General features: G+C 55.5%; 17 protein-coding genes. 7 read left to right on the top strand and 10 right to left on the bottom strand.

Features of this window, described 5'->3' with window-relative positions:
• Positions 1-43 precede the first annotated feature (43 nt).
• The gene (locus VN12_RS18335) at positions 44-988 is read left to right on the top strand and encodes a GDP-L-fucose synthase (RefSeq protein ID WP_315850191.1); all 945 of its coding nucleotides are present in this window, start codon (positions 44-46) and stop codon (positions 986-988) included.
• Positions 989-1,020: 32 nt separating this feature from the next.
• On the opposite strand, the gene VN12_RS18330 is transcribed toward VN12_RS18335, so the two are convergent.
• Positions 1,021-3,519: a hypothetical protein gene (locus VN12_RS18330; protein WP_146678194.1), complete on the bottom strand. Its 2,499-nt coding sequence runs from the start codon at positions 3,517-3,519 to the stop codon at positions 1,021-1,023.
• Between the two features lie 432 nt (positions 3,520-3,951).
• Between VN12_RS18330 and VN12_RS18325 the strand changes: the two genes are divergently transcribed.
• Together VN12_RS18325 and VN12_RS18320 are read left to right on the top strand one after the other, a co-directional pair.
• Complete coding sequence (locus VN12_RS18325) at positions 3,952-4,329, top strand: TraR/DksA family transcriptional regulator (protein WP_146678193.1); 378 nt, start codon at positions 3,952-3,954, stop codon at positions 4,327-4,329.
• A 10-nt stretch (positions 4,330-4,339) separates the two neighbouring features.
• Positions 4,340-5,167, top strand: a complete 828-nt coding sequence (locus VN12_RS18320) for a PhzF family phenazine biosynthesis protein (RefSeq protein WP_146678192.1) — start codon at positions 4,340-4,342, stop codon at positions 5,165-5,167.
• 44 nt (positions 5,168-5,211) lie between these two features.
• Here VN12_RS18320 and VN12_RS18315 read toward each other — a convergent pair whose 3' ends face one another.
• A complete protein-coding gene (locus VN12_RS18315) occupies positions 5,212-7,749 on the bottom strand; it encodes a DUF3656 domain-containing protein (RefSeq protein WP_146678191.1) in 2,538 nt (845 codons plus the stop codon).
• A gap of 5 nt (positions 7,750-7,754) precedes the next feature.
• A complete protein-coding gene (locus tag VN12_RS18310; protein WP_146678190.1) occupies positions 7,755-8,681 on the bottom strand; it encodes a DUF6263 family protein in 927 nt (308 codons plus the stop codon).
• A gap of 243 nt (positions 8,682-8,924) precedes the next feature.
• Here VN12_RS18310 and VN12_RS18305 point away from each other — a divergent pair, with 243 nt between their 5' ends.
• Positions 8,925-9,527 carry a hypothetical protein gene (locus VN12_RS18305; protein ID WP_146678189.1) on the top strand — a complete coding sequence of 201 codons (603 nt, stop codon included), beginning with the start codon at positions 8,925-8,927 and terminating at the stop codon, positions 9,525-9,527.
• A gap of 9 nt (positions 9,528-9,536) precedes the next feature.
• On the opposite strand, the gene VN12_RS18300 is transcribed toward VN12_RS18305, so the two are convergent.
• From VN12_RS18300 to VN12_RS18280, 5 genes are all read right to left on the bottom strand, one after another.
• On the bottom strand, positions 9,537-11,903 hold the full coding sequence (locus VN12_RS18300; RefSeq protein ID WP_146678188.1) for a serine/threonine-protein kinase: 2,367 nt from the start codon (positions 11,901-11,903) through the stop codon (positions 9,537-9,539).
• Positions 11,904-11,910: 7 nt separating this feature from the next.
• Positions 11,911-12,426, bottom strand: coding sequence for an ECF-type sigma factor (locus VN12_RS18295; protein WP_168164492.1), 516 nt, complete (start codon positions 12,424-12,426; stop codon positions 11,911-11,913).
• Positions 12,427-12,628: 202 nt separating this feature from the next.
• Positions 12,629-13,519, bottom strand: a complete 891-nt coding sequence (gene dapA / locus VN12_RS18290) for a 4-hydroxy-tetrahydrodipicolinate synthase (protein ID WP_146678186.1) — start codon at positions 13,517-13,519, stop codon at positions 12,629-12,631.
• 115 nt (positions 13,520-13,634) lie between these two features.
• On the bottom strand, positions 13,635-14,261 hold the full coding sequence (locus VN12_RS18285) for a Fur family transcriptional regulator (protein ID WP_315850173.1): 627 nt from the start codon (positions 14,259-14,261) through the stop codon (positions 13,635-13,637).
• A 46-nt stretch (positions 14,262-14,307) separates the two neighbouring features.
• The gene (locus VN12_RS18280; RefSeq protein WP_146678185.1) at positions 14,308-15,246 is read right to left on the bottom strand and encodes a DUF72 domain-containing protein; all 939 of its coding nucleotides are present in this window, start codon (positions 15,244-15,246) and stop codon (positions 14,308-14,310) included.
• A gap of 181 nt (positions 15,247-15,427) precedes the next feature.
• Here VN12_RS18280 and VN12_RS18275 point away from each other — a divergent pair, with 181 nt between their 5' ends.
• Together VN12_RS18275 and VN12_RS18270 are read left to right on the top strand one after the other, a co-directional pair.
• A complete protein-coding gene (locus tag VN12_RS18275) occupies positions 15,428-17,098 on the top strand; it encodes a hypothetical protein (RefSeq protein WP_146678184.1) in 1,671 nt (556 codons plus the stop codon).
• A gap of 157 nt (positions 17,099-17,255) precedes the next feature.
• Positions 17,256-19,181: an acetate--CoA ligase family protein gene (locus VN12_RS18270; protein WP_146678183.1), complete on the top strand. Its 1,926-nt coding sequence runs from the start codon at positions 17,256-17,258 to the stop codon at positions 19,179-19,181.
• A gap of 18 nt (positions 19,182-19,199) precedes the next feature.
• Here VN12_RS18270 and VN12_RS18265 read toward each other — a convergent pair whose 3' ends face one another.
• Positions 19,200-21,230 (bottom strand): SulP family inorganic anion transporter, encoded by a 2,031-nt coding sequence (locus VN12_RS18265; protein WP_146678182.1) that lies wholly within the window; start codon positions 21,228-21,230, stop codon positions 19,200-19,202.
• Between the two features lie 65 nt (positions 21,231-21,295).
• Positions 21,296-21,682, bottom strand: a complete 387-nt coding sequence (locus VN12_RS18260; RefSeq protein ID WP_146678181.1) for a response regulator — start codon at positions 21,680-21,682, stop codon at positions 21,296-21,298.
• A gap of 140 nt (positions 21,683-21,822) precedes the next feature.
• On the opposite strand from VN12_RS18260, the gene VN12_RS18255 reads away from it, so the two are divergent.
• Positions 21,823-22,989, top strand: coding sequence for an aminotransferase class I/II-fold pyridoxal phosphate-dependent enzyme (locus VN12_RS18255; RefSeq protein ID WP_146678180.1), 1,167 nt, complete (start codon positions 21,823-21,825; stop codon positions 22,987-22,989).
• The last annotated feature ends 258 nt before the right edge of the window (positions 22,990-23,247 follow it).

Below are 23,247 nucleotides of genomic sequence, written 5' to 3'. Positions count from 1 at the left end.
CCTCGGAGTTTGCTTCTCGTCACCCTCTTCATTGATTCTGATGATCCCTTCACCCATATTCGTCGCTGGACATCGTGGAATGGTGGGGGCCGCGGTCTGCCGTCGTTTAAGCCTCGAGCCGGGCGTCCAAGTCTTGACGCGTCCCAGGTCCGAGTTGGACTTGTGCGATGAAGGGGCCGTCGCTCGTTTTTTTGAGCAAGAAAAGCCCGCGACCGTGATCTTTGCATCGGCGAAAGTAGGGGGGATTCATGCCAACAAGACGTTCCCAGTCGAATTTCTCACCGATAACCTGCGCCAGGAGTTGGCGACGATTCACGCCAGTTATCGCAATGGGGTGAAACGCTTCCTATTCCTGGGCAGCACCTGTATTTACCCCCGGCTGGCGAAGCAGCCTATTCGAGAGGATGAACTCCTCAGCAGTGCATTGGAGCCGACCAACGAGGCTTATGCGCTCGCCAAAATCGCCGGATTAAAGCTCTGTCAGTATTTTCGCCAGCAATACGGGGTGCTTTACCACTCCGCGATGCCGACCAATCTGTATGGCCCTGGGGACAATTACCACCCCGATCACAGCCATGTTTTGCCCGGACTCATCCGCCGGTTTCATGAAGCGAAGCTCGCGGGGTCACCCTCGGTAACCATATGGGGAACCGGGAGACCGCTTCGTGAGTTTCTCCATGTCGACGATTTGGCCGACGCGATCATCCATCTGTGCAAACTGGAGAATCCCCCCGACTGGGTCAACGTCGGCACCAGCGTCGACGTTAGCATCCTCCAGCTGGCCAAACAGGTTGCCGAGGCCGTCGGTTATCAAGGAGAGATCCATACCGACCCATCGAAGCCGGATGGGACGCCGAGGAAGTTGACCGATACGTCGCTGATCCGTTCCACGGGCTGGGCGCCGAAGATCTCGCTCCACGAAGGTTTGCAAAGGACTTACCAAGATTTTCTTGCTGAATCGCAAGCCGGCACGATGCGATCTATCTGAAATCGATCGCGGTGGTTCGCCCAAATTGTGGACTAATCTTGCGATAGGATCTTCGCATCGGGTGTCGCAGGCGTGGGCTCGTTTGCACGTCCCTTGTCCTGGGATCTTGCCATTCTTCGCAAGTATTGGAAGCAGTCATATCCCCACAACCCTGCGACGACTAAGGCGGCGATCATCCCGAAGAACGGGGGATTCTTTTGCATGCCGTTCATGGAAAAGATGATGGCGGCGCACGCAATCGCCAGGGAAACGATGGACACCTTGAAAAGGATTGCGGAGTTGTTTCGCTTCTTGTCGCTATGGGAAATCGCCCGGCGGGCGTTCATGTTGGCAAGTTCGCGAAGTGCGTCCAATTCGTTTTTTTTCTCGGGCGCGGTATTCCGGGGTGTGAACTCGCCAGGGGAAAGCAATCGCCGAGTTGTCGTGACCGCCTGATCTTCCTCTGCGAGTACTGGTTCTCGAACGGCTCCTGTGAGGATCTCCATGCGAGAACGTTGCGCTTGTTTACCGGACAGTGACGGCATTTCGATGGCCGCGTCGGCTCCCGTTTTCACCCGCAGTAGAAGCTTCTGCATGTAGGCTTCGATGGATTCGTCATCAACGGTCTCATCCAGTTCCTGCTCCGGCAAATCCAATTGCGTGGATGGAGGGGGTAAGGAATCCGTGACGTCCCCCACCGATGCTTCCTCGATCCCACTGCTGCCGTACTTGGCGAGGATTGTATCTGCATCCAAGCTCGGTGGCGCGTCGCGCTCCGACAGGTAGTCTGCCTCGTTCGACTCGGGGGAATTCCAAGGCAAGCGAGTCTGAGAGAAACCATCCTTCGGAACAACCGATTCATCGGCTAGATTGTCATCGAAGTGATTCGTGGGACGCCATTCGGAACGGGGAAACTCCTCGTCGGTGTTCGGTTCATCGATTTGTTCATTTTCGCTTGGTTCGTACTGCGACAGAACCGAGTTGGGGAAAAGAGGGGAGTCTTCTTCCGCGACCGACGATTCGGGCTGACTCGCTTCCGCAATCAGGCGTCGCAACCGTTCCGAAAGGTCGTCGACGTTCATTTGGGATTCGAGTTCCTGTTGCTCTTCCAGAGACTCGTAGCGGCTCGATCCAGGATTAAACGACGGCTCTTCTGGCAAGGCTGGGAGTTCGTTGGAACTCAAATCTTGGTAGGAGGGATAAGAGAAGGAAACGTCGGTATCGTGCACCGCTTCCTCTCCGTCCACGGTGTAACCATCCCCCATGTCTTGGTATTCTGGGACGATTTGGTTATCGGAAACGGACGCCTGATTTTCTTCGTCATATATGGGGCCGGGAGTCGCAGGATTCGACTCGATCGAAAATGAGACATCGTCCGAGAAGAAATTAACGGGTTGGTGATCCTCCCAACCCGACTCCACGGGACTTGGTACGGGACTTGGTACGACTTCTTCTTGGCGATCGTAGGCAGGCTCCATGTTATGGGATGACTGCGGAGAAGCCCAAGAATTCGGGACGGGAGGTTGAAAGTTCTGGATTTGGCCAAGAACGTAGTCGTAGTTCTCCTGAGTGATCGCAGCGATGGCATCCAAACGTTGCGCGTTGTCGTCCGCGGTTGAAGAGAGCCGATCGACTCGATTCGAGATTTCCTCAAGCTGCCCTTCCAGCTGCTGAAGACTGGCGAGCAAAAGGGGATTGCCCCTCTCCGGGTCTTGCTGACTACTCGGTTGTTGGGACGCGAGACGTTCCTGGACTCCGGTTGCAAGCGATTCCATTTGATGACCGAGCGTCGTCATTTGGTTTTCGAGACTTGCAAGGTTGTCGGTGAGCGATTGATTCCAAGTGGAGTCCCGATGCTCCAGTTGCGACTGAAGCGACTGTTGCAACTGGGTGGTGAGTTGTTGGCTCAGGTTCTGGATTTCGGCTTGGTAACGAGTGACCCATTCGTTTGCGTTCTGCGCTACGTTGGATTGCACAGACTCGAGAGTGTGGTGGAGATGATCGAGCGAAGCCTCGATCGCTTGGATTCTCGATTCGTATTGCTCTTCAATGCGTCCCATGCGCTCGATCGCTTGTTGGGTCGCAGCAACCACGTTCGATGGATTCTCTGCAGCGCGATGGACTACAGGATGAGAAACCGACTTGGGAGGTGCTGAGACGGGAGTGCGGTCGAGAAAATCCTCTGGTCGCATGACGGAGGCCAGCGATTTGGAGCATCGGGCTGGAACCACCACGATCCGCCAGTTTCCGATATTGAGCTCGGTGGGTTCATCGATCAGCCACTCACGTACAAACCTACCAGCGATCTGCGTCGGGTAGGGCGCTTTGAGCAGGGTAAATCGCTTCCCAAACGTGAGAGTCGCATGGCAAAGCGCAGCGGGCTCAGGAAGACAGATGGTCGATTCAGGGTGCGATCCGATTGTGCACTTGGGAGTCCGAATAACGGTCCGGCCTTCGATTCCTGACTCTGTATCTCTCCAAAGAATCTCCCCTAGGTTCCGGTCTGCAGCATCGACCGACGAACTTCGTGTTGCTTGAGGTGTCATCTGCATGGGAGTGAACGGGAAAGGGGAAGAACCGACGGACCCATCCGGGTGTATCGACCGCATACCCAGGAGCATCTCCAGGAAATCTAGCCCCAAGGACAGGTTTTTAGGGAATCGTCCAGGTTTCCGGCCGCGAAAAAGAAGTGGGAGTGTCCAGTCAAGAGTCCCGATGGGGGAATTCTGGTAAAAAGCGTACAAATTGGGAGGAGGGGATGTTTTTGCGTAAAGTCTTTTGCGGTAGTAGTTTACGGGTTCCGGTGGCCAGAATTTTGCCATGTTGGGGGCAAGATTTGTGCCCGTAGAGCGAAATTCTGAACACTTTTGAAAATGCTTCGTACTATATTTTTACGACTTCCCTCCCCCCCCGGGGCCTAATCATGGCTCCGAGCGACGAGGGATGCTGGCCAATCGATCCTTTTTCTGCGGAGGACTAAAGCAATGTCTCGAAAGGAAGCGCTCAACAAATTGCGAGACGTATTGCTCTTGCGACGCGAAGCTCTCCGGAAAGCTCTCGATGGCGACTTGAGCATGCTCCAGTCTCTCTCCCAAGATGGTGGGGATGTGATGGACGCGGCCATGGACACCGCCCAGGACGAGATTAGCAGTCAGTTGGTGGAAGTCGAAAGTCGCGAGCTAACGCAGATCGAAGAGGCATTATCGCGGATTCGAGACGGTCACTATGGCGAATGCGAGGGTTGCGAGAAGCCGATTCCTTTGGCACGATTGCAGGCTGTCCCCTATGCCACTTCTTGTATCGATTGCGCGCGGAAGCAAGAGAAGTTTTCTCCTCGCATGTACGGCGAACACTTGAGCTAGGCCCCGTTGCGTGTCGCAAGTTCTATACGTTGTTGACGCATTCACCGATTGTCCATTCCAAGGCAATCCCGCAGCGGTATGCCTATTAACTTCGCCCGCATCGGACGATTGGATGCAGGCGGTTGCTCGCGAGATGAATCTGGCCGAGACCGCCTTTGTGGCATCGCGTGCAAATGGGTTTGAATTGCGATGGTTCACGCCCACCACCGAGGTGGATTTGTGCGGGCATGCCACGTTGGCGAGCGCATTTGTACTTTGGCATGTTGGTGAATTGACCGTGAACGATCCGGCTCACTTCCATACTCGAAGTGGAATCCTCACATGCCGCCGACAAGGATCCGTGGTTGCCATGGACTTCCCCGCCACTCCGATTGTTCCCACGGCGATCGTCGACAGCGAGCTCCAGCAGACGATCGAAAGAGGACTTGGGTGCAACGCCCAGTTTATTGGTTTCAATGGAACGGACTATCTGGTGGAGCTGTCGTCCTACGAGCAACTTCAGAGTCTGCGACCAGATTTTTCGTCATGGAAAGGGATTGAAGCCCGTGGGTTTATTGTTACAACGCGATGCACCGAAGTAGGCCAGTTGTCCGGAGTCGACTTTGTGTCCCGTTTTTTTGCACCTAGGGTGGGAGTTCCCGAGGATCCTGTCACGGGGTCGGCCCACTGTACATTGGGGCCTTACTGGGGAGAGAAGCTTGGGAAAGGGGAGTTGCGTGGTTACCAAGCCAGCGAGCGAGGCGGTCACGTGACGGTCCGCTGGAACGGAGACCGAGTCCAATTGTTAGGCGAAGCAGTATTGATGAGCCGAGTAGAGCTCTTTTCGCATCCTTACTGACTCCAGGTCGGCGTTCGCAAACGCAGGGTTTGCGACTGACATCCTTAAAGAATGGCGAGGGGATTTCGGGGGTGCTCGAGAGTCCCGCGGGTTACACCGACTCGATTGGTCGCTCTCAATCGTTTCCAAACCTCGGCTCCATCCAACGTCCCGGCGAGCAGGCGTCGGTATAAATCGAGAAGTTCAGCCACATCCTTTTTCGGCGCGTCGCGCAGGATCTCGATTCGGAAATGTCGAACTCCAACCCGGATAAGAGTCGGCACTGCTTCAGCCCCGCTTTGGGCTTGTCCGTTGAACAGAGTATTTCGACAACCGACGTCTGCGTGCAGCACGTGCTCAGCACCAATGCGATCCCGCAGCTTTACATCATGTCGATCGCAGGGTCGACCGCAGTTGGTTTTATTGGTTCCGGGGGAAAGAACCGTGCAGAAGACACAGTGCTCCATATGGAACATAGGCATGTGTTGATGGATGACTACTTCGGCCCAATCGCTCGGCACGGCGTTGATCAGTTCGTGGAGCTGCTCTCGATTCAAGTCATACGAAGCGGTGAAACGTGACGCACCTTGGTTTCTCAGCCACTGCGCGGTGAGGGGATTGGTGACGTTCAGGCTGAAGTCGCATACGGCAGGGATGCGATGATCCCGGGCAAACTGCAATGCAGCCAGATTTCGAACGAGCCATCCATCCGCATTTCTCTTTTCTAACGCACGAAAGAGCGGATATTCGCCAGGCTTTTGAATGCGAAGGGTCGTCAAGTAAATCGTCGCTCCCGCGTTGCGAGCTCGCGCAACGGCTTGCTCGTACTCGCGTATATCATGGAAATCGACGTACACAAATTTCTGACCTTCTTCCAACACGGCGTCGAGTTGCTGCAGCGATCGGACTAGTACCCGCAGCTCGATCGTTTCCGATGCTGCCGGCGAAACCTGTCGTTCCTGTTCGATCCGGTCGATCATGCGAGCAGCTAAACCAGTCGGTGCGATCGTGCGCGGAGGGACCGCCAGCAACTCGCGCTCCAGGCACTGAACCAACTCCTTGCGCATTTCTCCCAACACGCTGAGCGGCAACATGGGCGTTCCCGTCAAGTGGGCTGTGAAGTCCCCTATTTCAAACGGAGTCGTTCCCAATCGACCTAGCTGTTCACGGATATTGTCGGAAGTCGTAGGATGCTTTCTTGCTTCCTCAGGTGCAAACGGATGTTCAAAAACAACCCTGTGCGCCGGAGATTTTTCGACCCACGCTTCCATGCGTGTCGCCTTGCCCACGGCTACATCGATCGACAACCCAATTTTCAGCTTGCGGCGAGGATGTTTCGTGTCGAACGACGCGCGCAACCGCTTTGTCAATTGCGGAGAGTCTGTTTGCCACAGGGCGATTCCTTCCGCCAAGTTGGCGTCTTGGAGAAGCCCTCGTTGGAAGGACAATTCCACTCGGCCTTGGGCTGGACCCTCCGCCAATTTGCCATCGGCAAAGACCTGGAAGATCCGCCCTCCCAGTTCCTTGCCCGAGATTCTGTCGCCGTCGAATACGATGCCGTCGCCTGCCATGAGTGGGACATCCAAATGCACGATCACGTTTTGACCTCGCATTCGAAGGACACGACCTGCTTTGACGCCTTTCTTGGCGCTACTGAGGCCGGGAACAAGGCGTTTGTGGTCGCAGCCTTCCAGCCAACCAGGGCTAAAGCCTCGGGAAAAGCTGAGTTCCATTTCTCGTTGGCTTTCCTGCGACCATTTCACATCGCGTCCCGCGATGGCTTCATCGATGGCACGACGGTAGTGGCCGACAATATTCGCAACGTATTCTGGAGTCTTCAATCGACCTTCTATTTTCAGCGAGCATACACCTGCATCGATCAGTTCCGGGATATGGGCATAGCCGGCCAAGTCCTGCGGAGAAAGAAGGTAGCGATTGTCACCCAGATCGACCTGCTTGCCATCGCACAGAAGGTCGTAATGGAGTCGGCATGCTTGGGCGCACTGTCCGCGGTTCGCGCTGCGTCCCCCCAACGACTCGCTGGTCAAGCATTGCCCGCTATACGCGACGCAAAGGGCCCCATGCACAAAAGATTCGACTGGCATTTTGGTAGCAGACGTGATCTTGCGAATTTCTCGAATGCTTAGCTCTCGAGCCAACACAACGCGAGAAATCCCAAGATCCTCGATGGCCGCGATGTTCTCCGCCGACACCATGGTCATCTGCGTACTAGCATGGACAGCAAGTTCGGGGCATATCTCTCGGATCAATCGGACCACGCCGATGTCCTGAACCAATACAGCATCGACACCCGCCTCGGCAATCATCGCGACATGACGCTCGAGATGGGGGAGCTCGTCGGTAAAGACCAAGGTGTTCAAGGTGACGTAACCGACCACGCCGCGACGATGGAGTGTTTCCATTACGAGCGGCAACTCGTCCGAATGAAAGTTGGCTGCTCGGGCTCTCGCATTGAAACCGACGTCCAGTCCGAAATAGACAGCGTCGGCTCCGTTTTCAATCGCAGCGTGGATGCATTCCCAGTTTCCTGCGGGAGCCAGCAGCTCGGGCGCTGGCTTTCCGATGGACTGATTTTGTGACATGGTGATTAACGTTTTGGGGTGGTGGGTAGAGGGCGGAAAGTGGTCTTCATTTTCTGAGCAAGCTTATTTTCGATGACTGGCTGATCGGGTATTTCGATCCGCATGGTCATTTTTTGATTCAGTTCGCTGGAATAGACATAGCCGCGTTCGTTATCGAATAGCAGTACACCTTCGATTTTTTGTTCTGGGATAGAAATCTTCGCTTTGAAGTTGTTCTCTCCTGCAAAATTCATCGTGGTTACGATGGAGAACTGATGCAATCTGGTTCGATCTACATTTGTGGTGCCAACATAGACATACTGGTTGGTCGCTTCCAACGTTCCGACTTCCGTTTTCGTTTTATGTGTTTGGGTCCAAATATGGCCTGGTTTGATGGGCTCCTCAGGGAATACAGGAGACCCTTTTTCGATCGAGTCCTTTAAGACCGACTCCATCGATGCTCCCATAGGGATGTTACGAAATCCCTGGAGGGCGGCGGCTGGAATTTCGACCTGGGTGATTTTGCCATTGGGTGACATCTGGTTAGAGCAAGCCACATCGATCATCGGGCGAAACATCTGACCGATCTGTTTGGCAAAACCGGTTTCCTCTTCGGCTGGTTTGGCGGTGTCCATTTCCACATCCCCCGCTCCTGGGATGTTCATCGAAAGCTTGGCATGCGTAAGGGTTGTCGCCACTTGGGCTGATTTGTCGGGCTGTACCGAGAGGACTTCCCAGCGTTGTTGCAAAGTCAGTTTTTGTGTAACCGGGGCCGACGAGTTGGGAATGCCCTGTTCCAGCTCTTGCACGACTTCGGAGATTAGTTGGATACCAGGCTCGAGTTTCCAACGGAAAAGGGTTTCCTGGGAGAACGCGTGCGAGGGAAGCAACAGGATTGCGAGCATGGCGCCGAGTCGGGAAAAACAGCGCAGGGGGAAATGGCTTGATCGCATCGAACGGGAATCCTTTTTGCGGAAACAGACAGAGCGATCATTTAGTTTATGTCAAAGGCTCCAAAAGACCAAATGGCAGAGGGGAGGGCGATGTCATTCCCTTCGCGATCGAAGGGGTTAGGGGTACACTGAAGACCGAGGACAGGGAATTCGGTCGGAGAGCAGGTCCAAATTGCCTGAATCCATTTAGCGGCCGGTCTTGTCTAGCTGTCGGTCTTTTTCCACAAATTGAGGAAACACGAGATGCTCTCCAACGCCGCGCAGGACCGAGACGTTTCCTGTGAAATTCGATTTTTAGTCCGATGCGGTCGCAGTCCAGTGATGTACTCCTTGTTCGCGGGTGCAGCTGCATTGGAGCGCGGGCATTGGGTTGTCTGTCGAACTCCGCGCGGGATCGAATTGGGAGAAGTGCTCGCGGAAATCAGGCAGAATCTCGCCGATGAACAGGCTCCATGGGAGGATGCCAAATGGATTCGCGGAGCGCGCGAGGAAGACCGATTTCTTCTTCGCCAGTTGGAGGAGCTTAGCCAAGCGGCTTGCGGGGAATGCCAGCGTATTCTGGATACAAGGCAATCGGAGGATGTGTTGATCGATGTCGAGCCTCTTCTAGATGGAAAAACGCTTTACTTTCACTTTCTCGGTAGCCCGTCCGAGGAGACGGAATCGGTGATCGGAGAGCTTGCAGAGGCATACCAAGGGAGTGTTGCCAAAAGTCGATTTGCAAAGCTTGTCGAGACCGGCTGCGGCCCTGGCTGCGGTACGCCCGAAAAGAGTGGCTGCGGTTCCGGAGGGGGATGCGCGGTCTGCGCCATTGCAGGTGGGTGCACGAGCCAGAAAAAACGTTGAGTCGCTCGACTAGCTGGGTGTCGGCTCCGTTTTGCCGTGTGAGACCCATGTTCGCATCGCTTCACCCTGCTCGGACCACCATGTCTCGCTCCCTTCGCGATTCCAATGAAGAGATTCGCAAAGGGCTCGCAGTTCTTCGCTCACAGCACGAATGCTCTTGGGGCGTCTCTCTGGCAAAGGAGAAGCGCATGCGAGGAGGAGATCGATGAGTGATTGCAGTTCAGAGGATCCCAACGACCGCAACAGCGAGGGGTTTTGAATCATCGCGATGATACCTTCTTTCGAGACACCCAGGGGAGGGATCTTGGCAGTCAGCATGTACATCCCGAGGACTCCAAAGGAGAACGTGTCGATTTTTGGATCCGCGCTCCATGGGCTCTCCAGTCGTTCGGGGGCGATAAAGCCGGGAGTGCCCATGACGGCACGCGTTGCAGTAACGTCGCGACTGATGGTCTCACTAATGCTCTTGGCAAGCCCAAAGTCGACGACCTTCACCAAGTCGGCGATCGGGGCTTGGCAGATCATGACATTCTGCGGCTTGATATCTCGGTGCACCAATTGCAGGTTGTGCGCTTCCTGCAGTGCCAAGCTCACTTGCCTGAGAAAGTGCAAGGTTCGTTCGATGGGGAGATTTGGTTCGAACGATAAGAGTTGGGAAAGGGTGACCCCATCGACCAATTCCATGGCGCAGAAAAGGAGTCCATCTCGTGAAACTCCAAAGTCATAGATGGCAACCGCGTTCTGGTGGTTGAGGAGGGACGCGAGCTTCACTTCTCTTTCGAATCGGCGAACGGTTCCAGAGCTGATCGCACCGGGCTTGATCAGTTTGATCGCTGCCTTTCGACCTAGAATGTGATGCTCTCCTTCGTAAACAACTCCGAGTCCGCCTTCCCCAATTTTCGATTTCAATCGATAGGCACCCACAGTTTTGTTCGTTAGATCATGCGTACGGAAGTATCGCATCAGAGAGAAACCGACGAGTATCAAAGCGGCGACGAGCGGAATGGTGGATAGGAATCGAAACGCTTGATCGATATACACGAGATTCCCATAGGCTCTCTCACGCGGTGTCTCCATGACGATCCCCACATCGGCCTTTTCGATCCAGCGCCATGCACCCACGACGTTTCGGCCTCGGTAGTCGCGGTATCCTTCAAAATTGTGACCATCCGTTTGATTGGCGACTCCCATGGCTGCGAGTGTCGCAGGCCATACCGATGGGTCGGATGTTGGGGTTTCTCCGTTCATCAAGTTCACGCCTGGGTCTCTCGCATAGAGAACCGATCCACCTCGCACTAGACCGGGCGACTGAACTTTTTGAAACGTGGCTACCATATCCGAATCCAAAACACGGGTCGCGATACCCCCTTCTTTCGTGAGTAGGTAGCAGTTGCTGTCGGAGAAGATCACATCCTCCAGGATCTCTCGGAGTTCGTCTAAGAGGGAATCGCTTCGGATCATCATCGCGCCGATCGCTCTCGAATTATCGGACGGGCTGAAGATCGGAACAAAGAACATCACATAGCTAAGATTTGTCTCGATCGGATAGTCTTTGCTCACCGTCTCTGCCTTAGGTCTAGGCATTTGGACATGGGTGGTGTTTGTATCGAGTATCTTGCTGACGGTGATCTTGCCTGTGGAGGAGGCCGTCTCTCCTAGCTGAACGGCTTCGTTTTGATATTGCCAGTCTGCAATCAATTGAAACGATTGATTCCAAATGGCGTACTTCATCCGAGGGGTTGATCGAAGGGGAGGAAGCTCGGCTTCCGGTTTGAGCGAAAGATTGGGAGGAGTGAGTTGGTTGAAGATCACCGATAGTTTTCGCTGTTCGTCGGCATTTCGAAGCGCGGTTTCCAGTTCGATCGGATCGGTGATGGAATGCGTCAGGGCGTTGAGTCGCGCAACGAGTTCTTGAATGTCGTCACGCATAGCCCAAGACAAAGCTTGTTGTTCGTGCCATCGCGTCCATTGCAAAACGCGACGGACTTTTTGATCGGCAACCACCATCGCGGCGCGTTCGTATTCGGTGCGCACTTTTTCATGAAGGTGTTTGTGGATATACGAGCCGATCGCAAAGAGAATCGCGGTCGATGCAATCGCAACAACCAAGGGTACCCAGCCACCGTAAAGGAATCGATTGACGCGAATCCAGCTTACGGTGTAACTCCCTCGCGTGGCGGTGGACGCATGTTGCGTGGATTCCCGATTGCCGATGATGGTTCGGCTCGAATGGTTCGCCAGCAGGAGAGAAACCTCATCGGCAATGCTCTTGTCCTCCAACTCCAGCGAATGAAGTTGGCGAGCCTGTTCCTCAGGGGATCGATCAACTAGATCGAAAAAGACTTTTTTGGCCTCGGCGTACTTTTTGGAGTCCATGAATCGGTTACCCTTCAAGCCGCTTTCGAAGCCATGCTCGGCACATCCGCCATTCGTTCTCAATGGTTCGTGTTGATAGACCGAGGACTTCGGCAACTTCGGGTACCGTCATTCCGCCAAAGAATCGCATCTCGACAATCCGGGCTTGCCGCTCGTCGAGCTTCTGCAGTTCTTCGATCAATTCATCGATGGCAAGGACATCCTCTTCGTTGGAGACCGAAAGCTTGAGATCCTCGTCGAACAGGACGCGAACAAACTCCCCACCTCGTTTGAGTCGTTTGCGAGATCGGGCGTGGTCTACCAAGATCCGCCGCATCATGGTGGCTGCGAGCGCCAAAAAGTGCCCACGGCTTTGGTATTGATCTCCGTCCTGTTTGGAAAGTTTCAAATACGCTTCGTGGACGAGCACGGTCGGAGAGAGGGTAACCGTCGAGGACTCCAGCTGCAGATAGCTAGCTGCTAACCGCTTCATTTGCTCGTAAGTTGTTGCTGTGAGATCATCCGCCCGGCGTGACTCGGTCATTCTCGGTTCCTCAAACGGGTGATGCGACGCCGATCCAATGATACCAAAGGAACACTGGATGTGGTTGGCATCAATTGTTAATTGTCGCAACATTATCGCCCTCTAAGGGGGGGCTGTCGCTCTATGCCCGTTTGGGTCATTCGTTTGATTTCGGTGGGTTTCTCGCCCTTGCGACCAGATTCGTGAGTCGCACAGGGGAGTTCTAAAGGATGCCGTAGGTCTTGAGAGTTTTCGCCAGAGCATCCCATTGGTTGGGTTCCAATTCGGTCATCGGGAGTCGCAGCTCGCCGGTATCGCGCCCCAATAGCTTCATCGCACCCTTGACCGGGATGGGATTGGTAGCGAGCGAGAGCATGTCTCGACAGAGGGGGAATAGCTTATGGTGAAGCGTCTTGGCGAGAGCGAAATCCCCTGCCAACGCCGCTTGCACCAACGCGATCATGTCCTTGGGAACGATATTCCCTGCGACCGAAATGACCCCTTCGGCACCGATGCTCATCATAGGTAATGTCAACGAGTCGTCGCCGCTGAGCACGGTCAAGTTGGTCGTATTAAGGATTTGCGAACACTGGTCGAGCGATCCGGTCGCTTCCTTCACCATCGTGATGTTGGGCAATTCGGCCAGTTTGGCGATGGTTTCTGGCTCGATATTCTTCGCGGATCGTCCCGGAATGTTGTAGACGCAATGCTGGATTCCAACGTCTTCTGCAATCGCTTTGAAATGCTCGTAGAAGCCTCGCTGCGTTGGCTTGTTGTAATAAGGAGCGACCTGGAGTGACGCGTCGGCCCCTTCCTTCGCGGCTCGGCGCGTGAGTCGCAATGCTTCGGATGTGCAGTTGCTACCCGTTCCCGCCATCACTTTGCAGCGACCCGCCGAGAGCTGGATGACCTCGCCGATCACTCGTTCGTGTTCATCGTGGCTCAACGTCGGCGATTCGCCGGTCGTACCGACGGGGACCAGAAAATGGGTACCCGATGCGATTTGGTATTCGATCTGTTGCTTGAGGGTCTCGACGTCGAGTTTGCCGTCGCGGAATGGTGTTACGATCGCTACGCCTACCCCAGCAAATGAACTCCCCTTCCGATCCGCCATCTTCAATCACTTTCCTATTTGGGACCTACAAGCCGTTCAGAACGGCCACCAGTGTAAACCGCGCGCCGTACTTTCCCAAGCCTTCGGACCGTCGAAGTCGTCGACTTTATGGGATTCAGACGCGGTCTTGCCGGCGGTCGCGCGATCTTTTCTTGGTGCACTCATCGCAGACGCCGTGGATGATAAACCGATGCTCCTTGGCCCGAAAACGGAATTGCTTGGCGACTTCGTCTCGGATTCGAAGGGTATCTTCGCTCGTAAACTCGATCAGCTTTCGGCATTTGGTGCAATAGAGATGGTCGTGCTGAGGGTAGCCATAGTCATGTTCGTAAACGCTGCGACCGTCGAGCTCAAAACACTGCAGCAGCCCTGCATCCACAAACTCCCTCAAGGTCCGGTAGACAGTCGGACGGGAGACGTAGTTGGCGCTCCCCTTGGAAGGAAGCTGGTCGATGAGCTGGTCTGCATCGAAATGCTCGTGGCGATTGAAGACTTGCTCCAGCAGATGTTTGCGCTGCTCCGTATTTCGAAGCCCTTTGCTCTGCAAATATTCCTCAAACCGCTGCAACGGTGTCATCGAAACCGGAACCGCTTCGAGCGGTTGTCCAACTGATGTGTTATCCGAAGACATGAGAATATTGACAGGCAGTGATGTTAAAAAGAGCGATGCGATCCCCAGCGTCGGTACCGGCCGGCAGCGAACATACCTTAGTCGGTCGGTCGAGGAATCGGAAGGATGCAAGGAGCGAATCCGAGGTAGTAATTGTACTCCAGCAACAAGAGACTGATCAGAACAACTCCAGTTGCGTGAGTCCCTCGGGTTCTTGTTTTTCCGCGGCAGGCCAAGGAAGATCGGGATGATCTGGGAGAATCTGTCGCAATCGACGATGGAAATCCGCCGCGAGATCGGGGGCGAATCGGTCGTCGGGCGCATGGGTAAAGATCCACGGCTGCAGGCCACTCCGAATCCATTCCGCGATTCGTTGTGCCCACTCATCCCAGTAACCGGTAACCTCATCCAGTTCGTTGCGACCGATGAGGCGTACCATCGGTCGTTTTCCCGTTACCGTCGCGCGAAAAGGACTCTTCGGCTTGCGACCCTGTGAAGCTTGCTCGGTCGCATCGGATGGTGCGAGCGAGTTGAGGGGGCGGGAATCGAAGAGGACTTGGTCGATTTGCCTTTCGGTCAGAAGCGTCCGCAGTCGTTCTTCTCGCTCCCCTTCATCAAACCAATCGCGATGCCGGACCTCGACAGCCCAAGGCCAATCGATAGGAAGCTGATCGATAAAGCGTCGGAGACGTTCGAAGTGTTGAAAGGAGAAGGAAGGTCCAAGTTGAAGAAAAGTAGGTCCCAGCTTGTTTGCTTCGCGGAGCAACTCCAAACGGGCAAGCCACTCTCGCAACAATTCGTCGCACCCGTGGAGCATGTGATCATGGGAAATACTACGAGGGAACTTCAGCGAGAACTGGAAGCCTGGAGCGGATTGATCGGACCATCGCCGAAAGGTGGCGGCGTCGGGAACGGAATAGAAGGTGCTGTTTCCCTCTACGGCGGGGAAGGAATGAGAGTACCAAGTAAGTAGATGCTCGCTAGCAATACCTTTGGGATAGACTTTGCCGGCCCATTCCTTGCACCCCCAAACGGGGCAACCCAAGCGGTACGACCAACTGTCCCAACCTGGAATCCGAGTGGGAATTCGGTCTTTTCCTAAATTCGGTTTGCCCATGGATGTGCTATTGCGAAAGGTATATCCGCTACAACCGGAACACGCTTCGGTGAAATCGATTCGAGTTGCGAATTTGCTATCATCTTTTGATTGACCCAAGCCGGGGGTATGGCATCAGATTAGTGCGAGTGGCCGAGTTGGTCCCTCCCATCATCCTAACATCCTAGTCCAGGACCTCTTCATGCGTACGCATTTATCCAGCTGGATCGCCATGAGCTGCCTCTCGTTTGCAACGATGGCGCAGTCTGCTCACGCAGGGCCTTGGATGGACGCGATTCTGAATCGCAATCGACCTGCCTACCCGATCGGTCCCGTTCCCGTCACTGCGAACTATGCGGCCGTTGTAGCGAATTATGGTCCCTACGCGACTCAGCCACCTTCTGCCACCGGATTGGCGTCTGTACCGTTTGGGGTGCCGCAGACTGTTGCAGGTTATTTGCCCACTGCCACCTACGATACGGCATGGAATGCCACGCCGGTCACTTACTATCGTCCAGTGACCAGCTTTGATCCGAGGACGGGTACCACCGTTACCAGCCTTCAGCCTTGCACTTCGGTGCAGTATCAAGCTCAACGCGTTCCTTTGGCCTCGCCCCGACCCTTGCTGGGTGAAGTTGGGTTGCAGGCGAATCGTTGGCCAGGGATCACGGGTCCCGGATACTACCCTGCGGGGTTGGCTACCAGTGCATCGTATCCTCCATCTTATCCAGGTTACCAACAGATCCCTTACGCCGGGGCACCGGTTGGAAGCGCTTCATTGGGTACTTCGGGAGTCTCGATGGGAATGCCAGCCAGTTCTTTGCCCGCGACGACGTATCAAACCTCCGCCGTTCAGCCTGTTACGGCGCTGATGCCTGCGGCGGTGGTATCCAATGTTCCCACGGTCCCTTACCCCTCGAACTCGAGTTATCCGGCCACCACCGCCTATCCGCTGGGAACGACCATCTCGAGTTCCTATCCGTCGGCTTTACCGTCCACTGTTTCACCGTCCACTGTCGGCTATGGTGCTTCGGTGCTTCCACCTGTTTCGACAGTCGTTCCTGCGGCCGCGAATGTTCCAGCTTACGCGAGCCCAGCGACCAGTTCCTATTATGCACCTTCCGCGAATAGCATGAGTCCGTGCGCCAATGGCGTTTGCCCTTTGCCTGGCTCGGCGGCTACGACGATCCCCCCACCGAATTACAGCAGTCCAGCTCTATCCGGGGTTGCCCCGAGCATTCCTGGTGCGGCGTCGGTCGTTCCCTACGGAGCACCTACCTACAGCGCTCCAACAGGGAATGGAGCCAATTCGGTGCTTCCAACAGCACCTGCCCCCTTGTACCCTTCGGTTCCCTCCAACCCGTCGACTGCTCTGCCTCCTGCGAGCGGGCTTCCTGGTTCGAGTATTCTTCCCCCGTCGGGTCTACCAGCGGGAGACCCCGAAGCGACGCGACAACCGAGTTTGAACGGTTCGGCTTCGGTGCAACGACCCGCAACCGAGGTTTCTCCGACCCTCAACCAACTCTCGGGTGGGATGCTCCCTCGCAATCCTTCGCCGCAACCGGAAAGTTGGATCGATCAAGCCCTCATGAATCGAGGGCCAGTTCCGGTTCCTCCCACTTTGAGACCGACCACCAATTCCGATCCCTCTCAGGCGAGAATCGTTCCTTTGGAATCTCCCGCAGGAATCGATGTGAAGCCCCGATGGAATCCGAATTTGCTCGATTCGGATGATCCCGTTGCTGCCAACGAAGCGTCTGGCCGAACCGGGCGTTCTCGGCCGGTAGAAGTCGATAGTTCCCGTCTAAAATTCATCTCGAGCGAGCGCGTCTCGGATGGATTTCAACCCACCTTCCGACCCAAGCAGAATTAGACGGCTGGCGGAAGCACGCTTTTCGAAGAGAGCTCTGGCGACCTGGAGCAAAATAGATGGAACGGCGCATCTGGGATTGTGACGAATCCAGCGATTCGTAGTACACTTCCCACTTGTCTACGCCAGTCGTTCCATTGCCTTTCCCCGCCAGAGCTTTATGTCAGACCTCCGCTTCGTCACGTTGATCGGCCCCAATCGGTGGTCGCCCGCTCCGATGCTGGAGCTTCACTACCCTGCATCGCAAGCGGCGGAAACGTTGTCGATAGGTCCTGCTCTCTCCGCAGACCTGTTGGCATTTCTCGAAAGCAAAAGCTACACCACGACCCACCCACAAAGCGTTGCCAATGCGGAATTGCGAGCGCGTGCGGTTGCGACCTCCTCATTCGCTGGGGACTTATTGCTGGCATGTGCTCGTTGGTTCTCGGCCATGGCGGGTGTTCCTACCCAAGACACACGAGAACGATTGGATCTTCAGGCTCAAATCGATTCCGGTGAAGATTCCGTGGTCCTTCCCATGGAGATGGAAGAGCAGGAGCTCAGCGAGCGATGCTTCGAACTGGCCGTGGAAATGATCGGCAGCTATCGTCGCGGGGAGAATTTTTCCATCCCTGCGAAGTTCCGGGAATTGTTCGATTACGCCGACGATGTGCGCCTGGGCCCTAGTTCGCGCGCGATCCTTCGCGCCGCGCGGCGACGCTCCATCCCTTACACACGACTCAATCGAGGGTCGCTCGTGCAATTAGGAGAAGGAAAATACCAACGTCGCATTTGGACGGCAGAAACCGATGCTACCAGCGCCATCGCGGAAGCCATCGCGAGCGATAAAGACTTGACCAAGAGACTATTGCGGCAGGTCGGAGTATCGGTCCCGCATGGTCGGCAAGTCCGCGATGCCGAAGACGCTTGGACCGCCGCCCAGGAGATTGGCTTCCCTGTCGTGGTCAAACCGGTCAATGCAAACCATCAGCGAGGAATCTCGATCGAGCTATCGACCCGCGATGAGATCTTGAAGGCCTACGATTGGGCCGTCCAAGATGGTCAGTCCGATGAAGTCATGGTCGAGCAATTCGCGCGAGGATACCACCATCGACTGCTGGTCGTCGGGAACCGCATGGTCGCGGCAGCGCGCGGGCATTCGGAAATCGTCATCGGAGACGGTAGAAGCACCGTGGAAGAATTGGTCGCGCTTCTCAATCAAGATCCACGTCGCGGTGAGGCCTACACCGATCCTCTCGGCGTAGTGAAACTCGATGCAGGGGCCATTATCGAATTAAAGAAGCAATCGCTGGAAGTCCACAGTATTCCCTTGCCCGGTCAAGAAGTTCTCGTACGTCGAACAGGCGACTTGACAACCGACTGCACCGAAGAGGTGCATCCGGATTTAGCCGAACAAGCCGTGCTCGCAGCCCGCGTCGTGGGGCTCGATATCGCTGGACTGGATATCCTCGCGACCGACATTTCGGAACCGCTTGAGTCGCAGCGAGGGGCGGTCGTGGAAGTCAATGCGGGACCGTCGCTCTCTCCGCACGTTTCCCCTCTTTTTGGGAAACCCCAAAAGGTCGGAGATGCGATTGTCGATATGCTCTTTCCGAACGATAGTCCTAGTCGGATTCGTTTGATCGGAGTTGCCAAGTGCCTTGATTCCGATAGCTTGGTCGAACAGTTGTCGGAGCAGTTGAGGCTTCGCAATATCGACTTTGGGATGGTGAGCCACGGACAGGCTGGATTCAACGGCAGGATTGTGGACACCGGGTGCGAGACCGATGCGTCGCGAGTGATTGCGTTATTATGCAATCCGATTCTCAGTGCCATTGTGATCCATGTCGATTTGGTGACCTCCGCGACCTGTGGGGCATGCGCTCCCAGGCTAGACTGGCTGCTGTTACCGCACGGGGCTTTGCGAGGCAAGTTCTTCGAAGAGCATCGATCGGGATTGCGATCCGTGTTGCACGCCGTACCGGCAGGTGGTCACATTTTTTGCGAAAACCCTGAAGCGGATGTTTGGCCCACGCTCGAATCTTGGAAGCTCGACGGCGCCCATCTCCACGCCACGCTCGATGGTGCGTTCGAGATCGATGTTTGAGTCTTGCTGTCCGAGGGCTTATTGATTGATGGAAGTTTGGGCCGGATCGAGCGAAATCGATTCGCCATCGATCGCTGAGGGACCTACAGGTCGGCGCATCATATCGATCGATTCGGTGTATACGGTCACAGCATCGGCGGGTTGGAGTTCGATGCGCATCTGAGCAACGATCGATTCGCAGACGGCGGAGGAGGCGACGACTTCGATGCGCAAGTATTTCGAGATGGGAGCGGCGGGAAGCTCCATATCGTGCATTGATGAAAATGAGCTGCGACCTTTGCATTCTTGGGAGGCGAAAGACACGAGCTCAAAAGGATTGCAAATGGCTTCGATACGATCTCCCAGCTCGATGGAGGCCAGAACGGTGAGCCGTCGCATCCGAAGCAATCCACCCTTGCGAGTCGACATGGCATGGGATGCGAACGCCGAATGGCTTTCCAAGCCGGTGATCTTCAGTTCCAGTCCTTCGCTTGTGAAGATCTCTTGCATCTCGTGTAGTTTTTCCATCACACTGCTATCGACGATTTTGGTGTTGCTGAGGTTGATGGTGACGTTTTGGCGTTGGATCAATCCGAGGTCTTCGATTTGGCGACGAAACGGGATCCAGTTCGAGAAAATGGCGGACTGGTGCGCGTGGATAACGCAGCGATCTTCCCCCTGTTGCTCCACTTCCAAATAGGGTTTGAAAATCGACTTGAGCGGGACCCCGTTGGCGATATGCAATGCGATCTTCACTCCGATTCCGATCAAGATGCCGACCAAGAGGTCGGTCGCTAGGACCGCACACAGCGTGATAACGAAGATCATGAGCTGCTCGCGTCCGATCCGATACACGTTGATGAACTCGCGAGGGTGAGCCAAGCGATATCCCGTGTAGACCAGCATGGCAGCTAAGGCGGAGAGTGGAATCAAATGGAGGAACATCGGGATCAGGCTGCAGCAGACCAGCAGAAAGACCCCGTGCCAGAGATTGGAGAAACGAGTTCGTGCACCGTTATCGACATTCGCTCGACTGCGAACGATTTCGGAGATCATCGGCAATCCTCCGATCGCGGCAGCAGCCGCATTGGCAACTCCAACCGCCATGAGATCTCGGTCTAAACTCGATTTGCGTTTGAAGGGATCGAGCAGATCCACGGCTTTCGCGCTCAAGAGCGATTCGAGACTTCCGATGATGAAGAAAAGAAAAACCCACCACCAAGCCTTGGGTTGCCCCAACGCTTCAAAATCAGGCGTCTCGAATTGATGAAACAGCCCGAACAACTCTCCGGAAATGGGAACGAGGTATTGATCGCCGAGTTGGTATTCGTGGTTGGCCAAGTAATAAGAGTGTTGGTGAAGCAACTGCAGCCAAACGCCCATGGGGATCGAGATGGCCAACACGATCAATGGGGAAGGGATTGGCTTGAGCCATGGCAGTCTTGCGCCCAGCATCGGCCAAAGAAACATGATGGCCAAACTGGTAAATCCAATTCCTGCGATGGCGGGGTTCGCCTCCAAGATGAAATGGGGGATCTCTTGGAGCAGTTCCAGTGGTTCGCCTTTCGCGCTCACTCCCAGCGCGACCGGAAACTGCTTGAGCATAATGATGACACCGATCGCAGCGAGCATTCCGTGAACGGCAGCGCTGGGGAAAAAGTCGCCGATAATCCCACCTCGGAAAAGCCCGAACGCGAACTGGAGGCAAGCTGCGGCCAATGCCACAGCGAGTGTCGCGCGGTATGCCGCCGTATCCGCCAGGCTGAAGATCGCATCGCCGTCTCCTCCGAACGACTGGATGCACCCGAGGACGATTACGATCAGACCTGCCGCGGGCCCTTTGATCGTCAGCTCGCTATTGCTGAGGAAGGGAGTGAGCAACGCGCCGACAATGGCGGTGAAGATACCTGCTTGGGGTGGGAAACCGCTAGCTAACGAGATTCCGAGACAAAGTGGAAGTGCGATGAGAAAAACCAGGAACCCGGAAAGAACGTCTTCGCGAAAGTATCTTCGGAAGCCGTGGAGATTGCCGTGGGGTATCGACGGGTCGGTAGGAGAGGTCGAAGACATGGTGGAAGTGGTTCCCGACGATTCGCCGTTGAGCACCTTGCTTTCGGGTGTTCGTTAGGGAGACACTATCGGATTCGATAAGCCGCGTCCATGAGGCGCTGGATCTTTTCGGCCAGTACTTGCAGACGAAAGGGTTTGCGAAGAACTTCTGGGGTTCGCAGCGCTATGGCCCTCGCGACAATGGCGTCATCGAGTTCCGCCGACATCAAAATGCAAGGCATGTCGGGATGTTGAGATCGAACTGTTTCCAATGTCCCGAGTCCGTCGAGCCGAGGCATATGGACATCCATCAAGGCCAGATGGATATTGCCGTGTCGGATCACGTCGAGAGCTTCTATTCCATCCGCTGCCAGGACGGGGGCGTATCCGCGACGGGTCAATGCGTCCGCCAGGGACAATCGAAAATCTCGATCGTCGTCTGTGATTAATACGTTGGGATGGGTAAGTTGCATGGCTGGGTGCCAAGGAATGCTCTTCCAAAATCGCCGGGCTGATTCCGGCTAGCAATTATGGTTTACGCTTATGGGTGAATCAAACCCGGTTGGGCGGAAACGTTCCGTTTGTGGCGAAATTACCAAGGATTCAGGAAGCGATGGCAGGGCCATATTCGTTGTGGGGGGAGTTGGACAGTCTCTTGCAGGATCGGGAGGAAGCAGGTTTGCTTCGCCGCGTCTCGACCTGGACCCCTCGGTCGGCGCGTTGCATCGAGGCTCCGGATGGTCGGAGTTTGGTTCACTTTGGGGCGAACGATTATCTCGCTTTGAGTTGGGAGCCTCGTGTCCGGGAGGCTGCCTGTGTCCTGCCATCGGGGAGATATGGTGCAGGCGCGAGCCCGTTGCTTACCGGGCACACCGAAGCGCATGAAGTGTTGCGAAGGAGGCTTGCTGCGATGGCGTGCAGCGAAGGGGCATTGCTTTTCTCAAGTGGTTATGCGGCGAATGTGGGGGTGGTGAGCGCTCTGGCGAAGGGAGAGGACGTGGTGTTTAGCGATCGGCTCAACCACGCGAGCTTGATCGATGGTTGTCGCCTCAGTCGAGCGAGAACGTTCATTTATCCCCACGCGGATCTCGAGGAGTTGCGAGCGCTGGTGCGTCGGCATCGTGGTGAGGGGCGACGCGCCTGGGTAGTGACCGACTCGGTGTTCAGCATGGATGGCGATGTGGCCCCTGTCGAAAAACTCGAGGCGCTTGCTCAAGAGTACGACCTCGGCTTGATCGTGGACGAAGCCCATGCGACGGGGGTATATGGGGAGCGAGGGAGTGGGTTGCTTGAGGAGCGAGGCTGCCGTTCGGACCGATGGATCAAAGTTGGGACGCTGAGCAAGGCGATTGGATGTTCGGGCGGGTTCGTGGTAGGTCCCGGTGTTCTGATTCGGTATTTGGAGAATGCGGCGCGTTCGTTCCTTTACAGCACCTCGTTGCCTCTAGGGCATTGCCGGGCAGCCGCGGTCGCGGTGGATATGCTTGGCGCGATGGGGAAGGAAAGGAGTGCATTGCGAAGTGTGTCGCAGACGCTGCGCGATCGATTGAGGGATTTGGGGCACCGCGTGGGAAAGGGGGATAGTCCAATTATTCCCATTTATGCCCCGTCGGTGCGCGATGTGGTGGCTTGGAGTCAGCGGTTGGCGGAAGGGGGGTTTTACGTCCCGGCGATACGACCTCCCACCGTGCCAGAAGGGGGGAGTCTGTTGCGAGTGAGCTTGAATATCGCTCATACCCCGGGCGACCTCGACGCGTTGGTGGACGCATGTCGTTTTTGACAGTGCTCCGGCGAGAACGAACGGCTTTCTCGTCGCAAGTATTTGTGCTGTAGTGGCTTACGTTCAATCTTTTTCGGCTGGCACACGGATTGCTCAGTGTCGAGATGCCCTAGCGGAGACTGCCAAAACTGGCTGATTTCGTTTTTCCAGTTGAGGCGTGTTGGCTGGGGACCCATTCCCAATGCAGGCGTCCGTACAAGTTCAAGTCGAGCGTGAACAGGCTTTCCCTCCCGATTGATGGCAAGGGTGGCCCGCCGA

The organism is Pirellula sp. SH-Sr6A (assembly GCF_001610875.1).
Lineage (GTDB): Bacteria > Planctomycetota > Planctomycetia > Pirellulales > Pirellulaceae > JBKCUI01.
The sequence above is the reverse complement of the archived record's forward strand: the minus strand, read 5'-3'. Positions and strand labels throughout refer to the sequence as shown.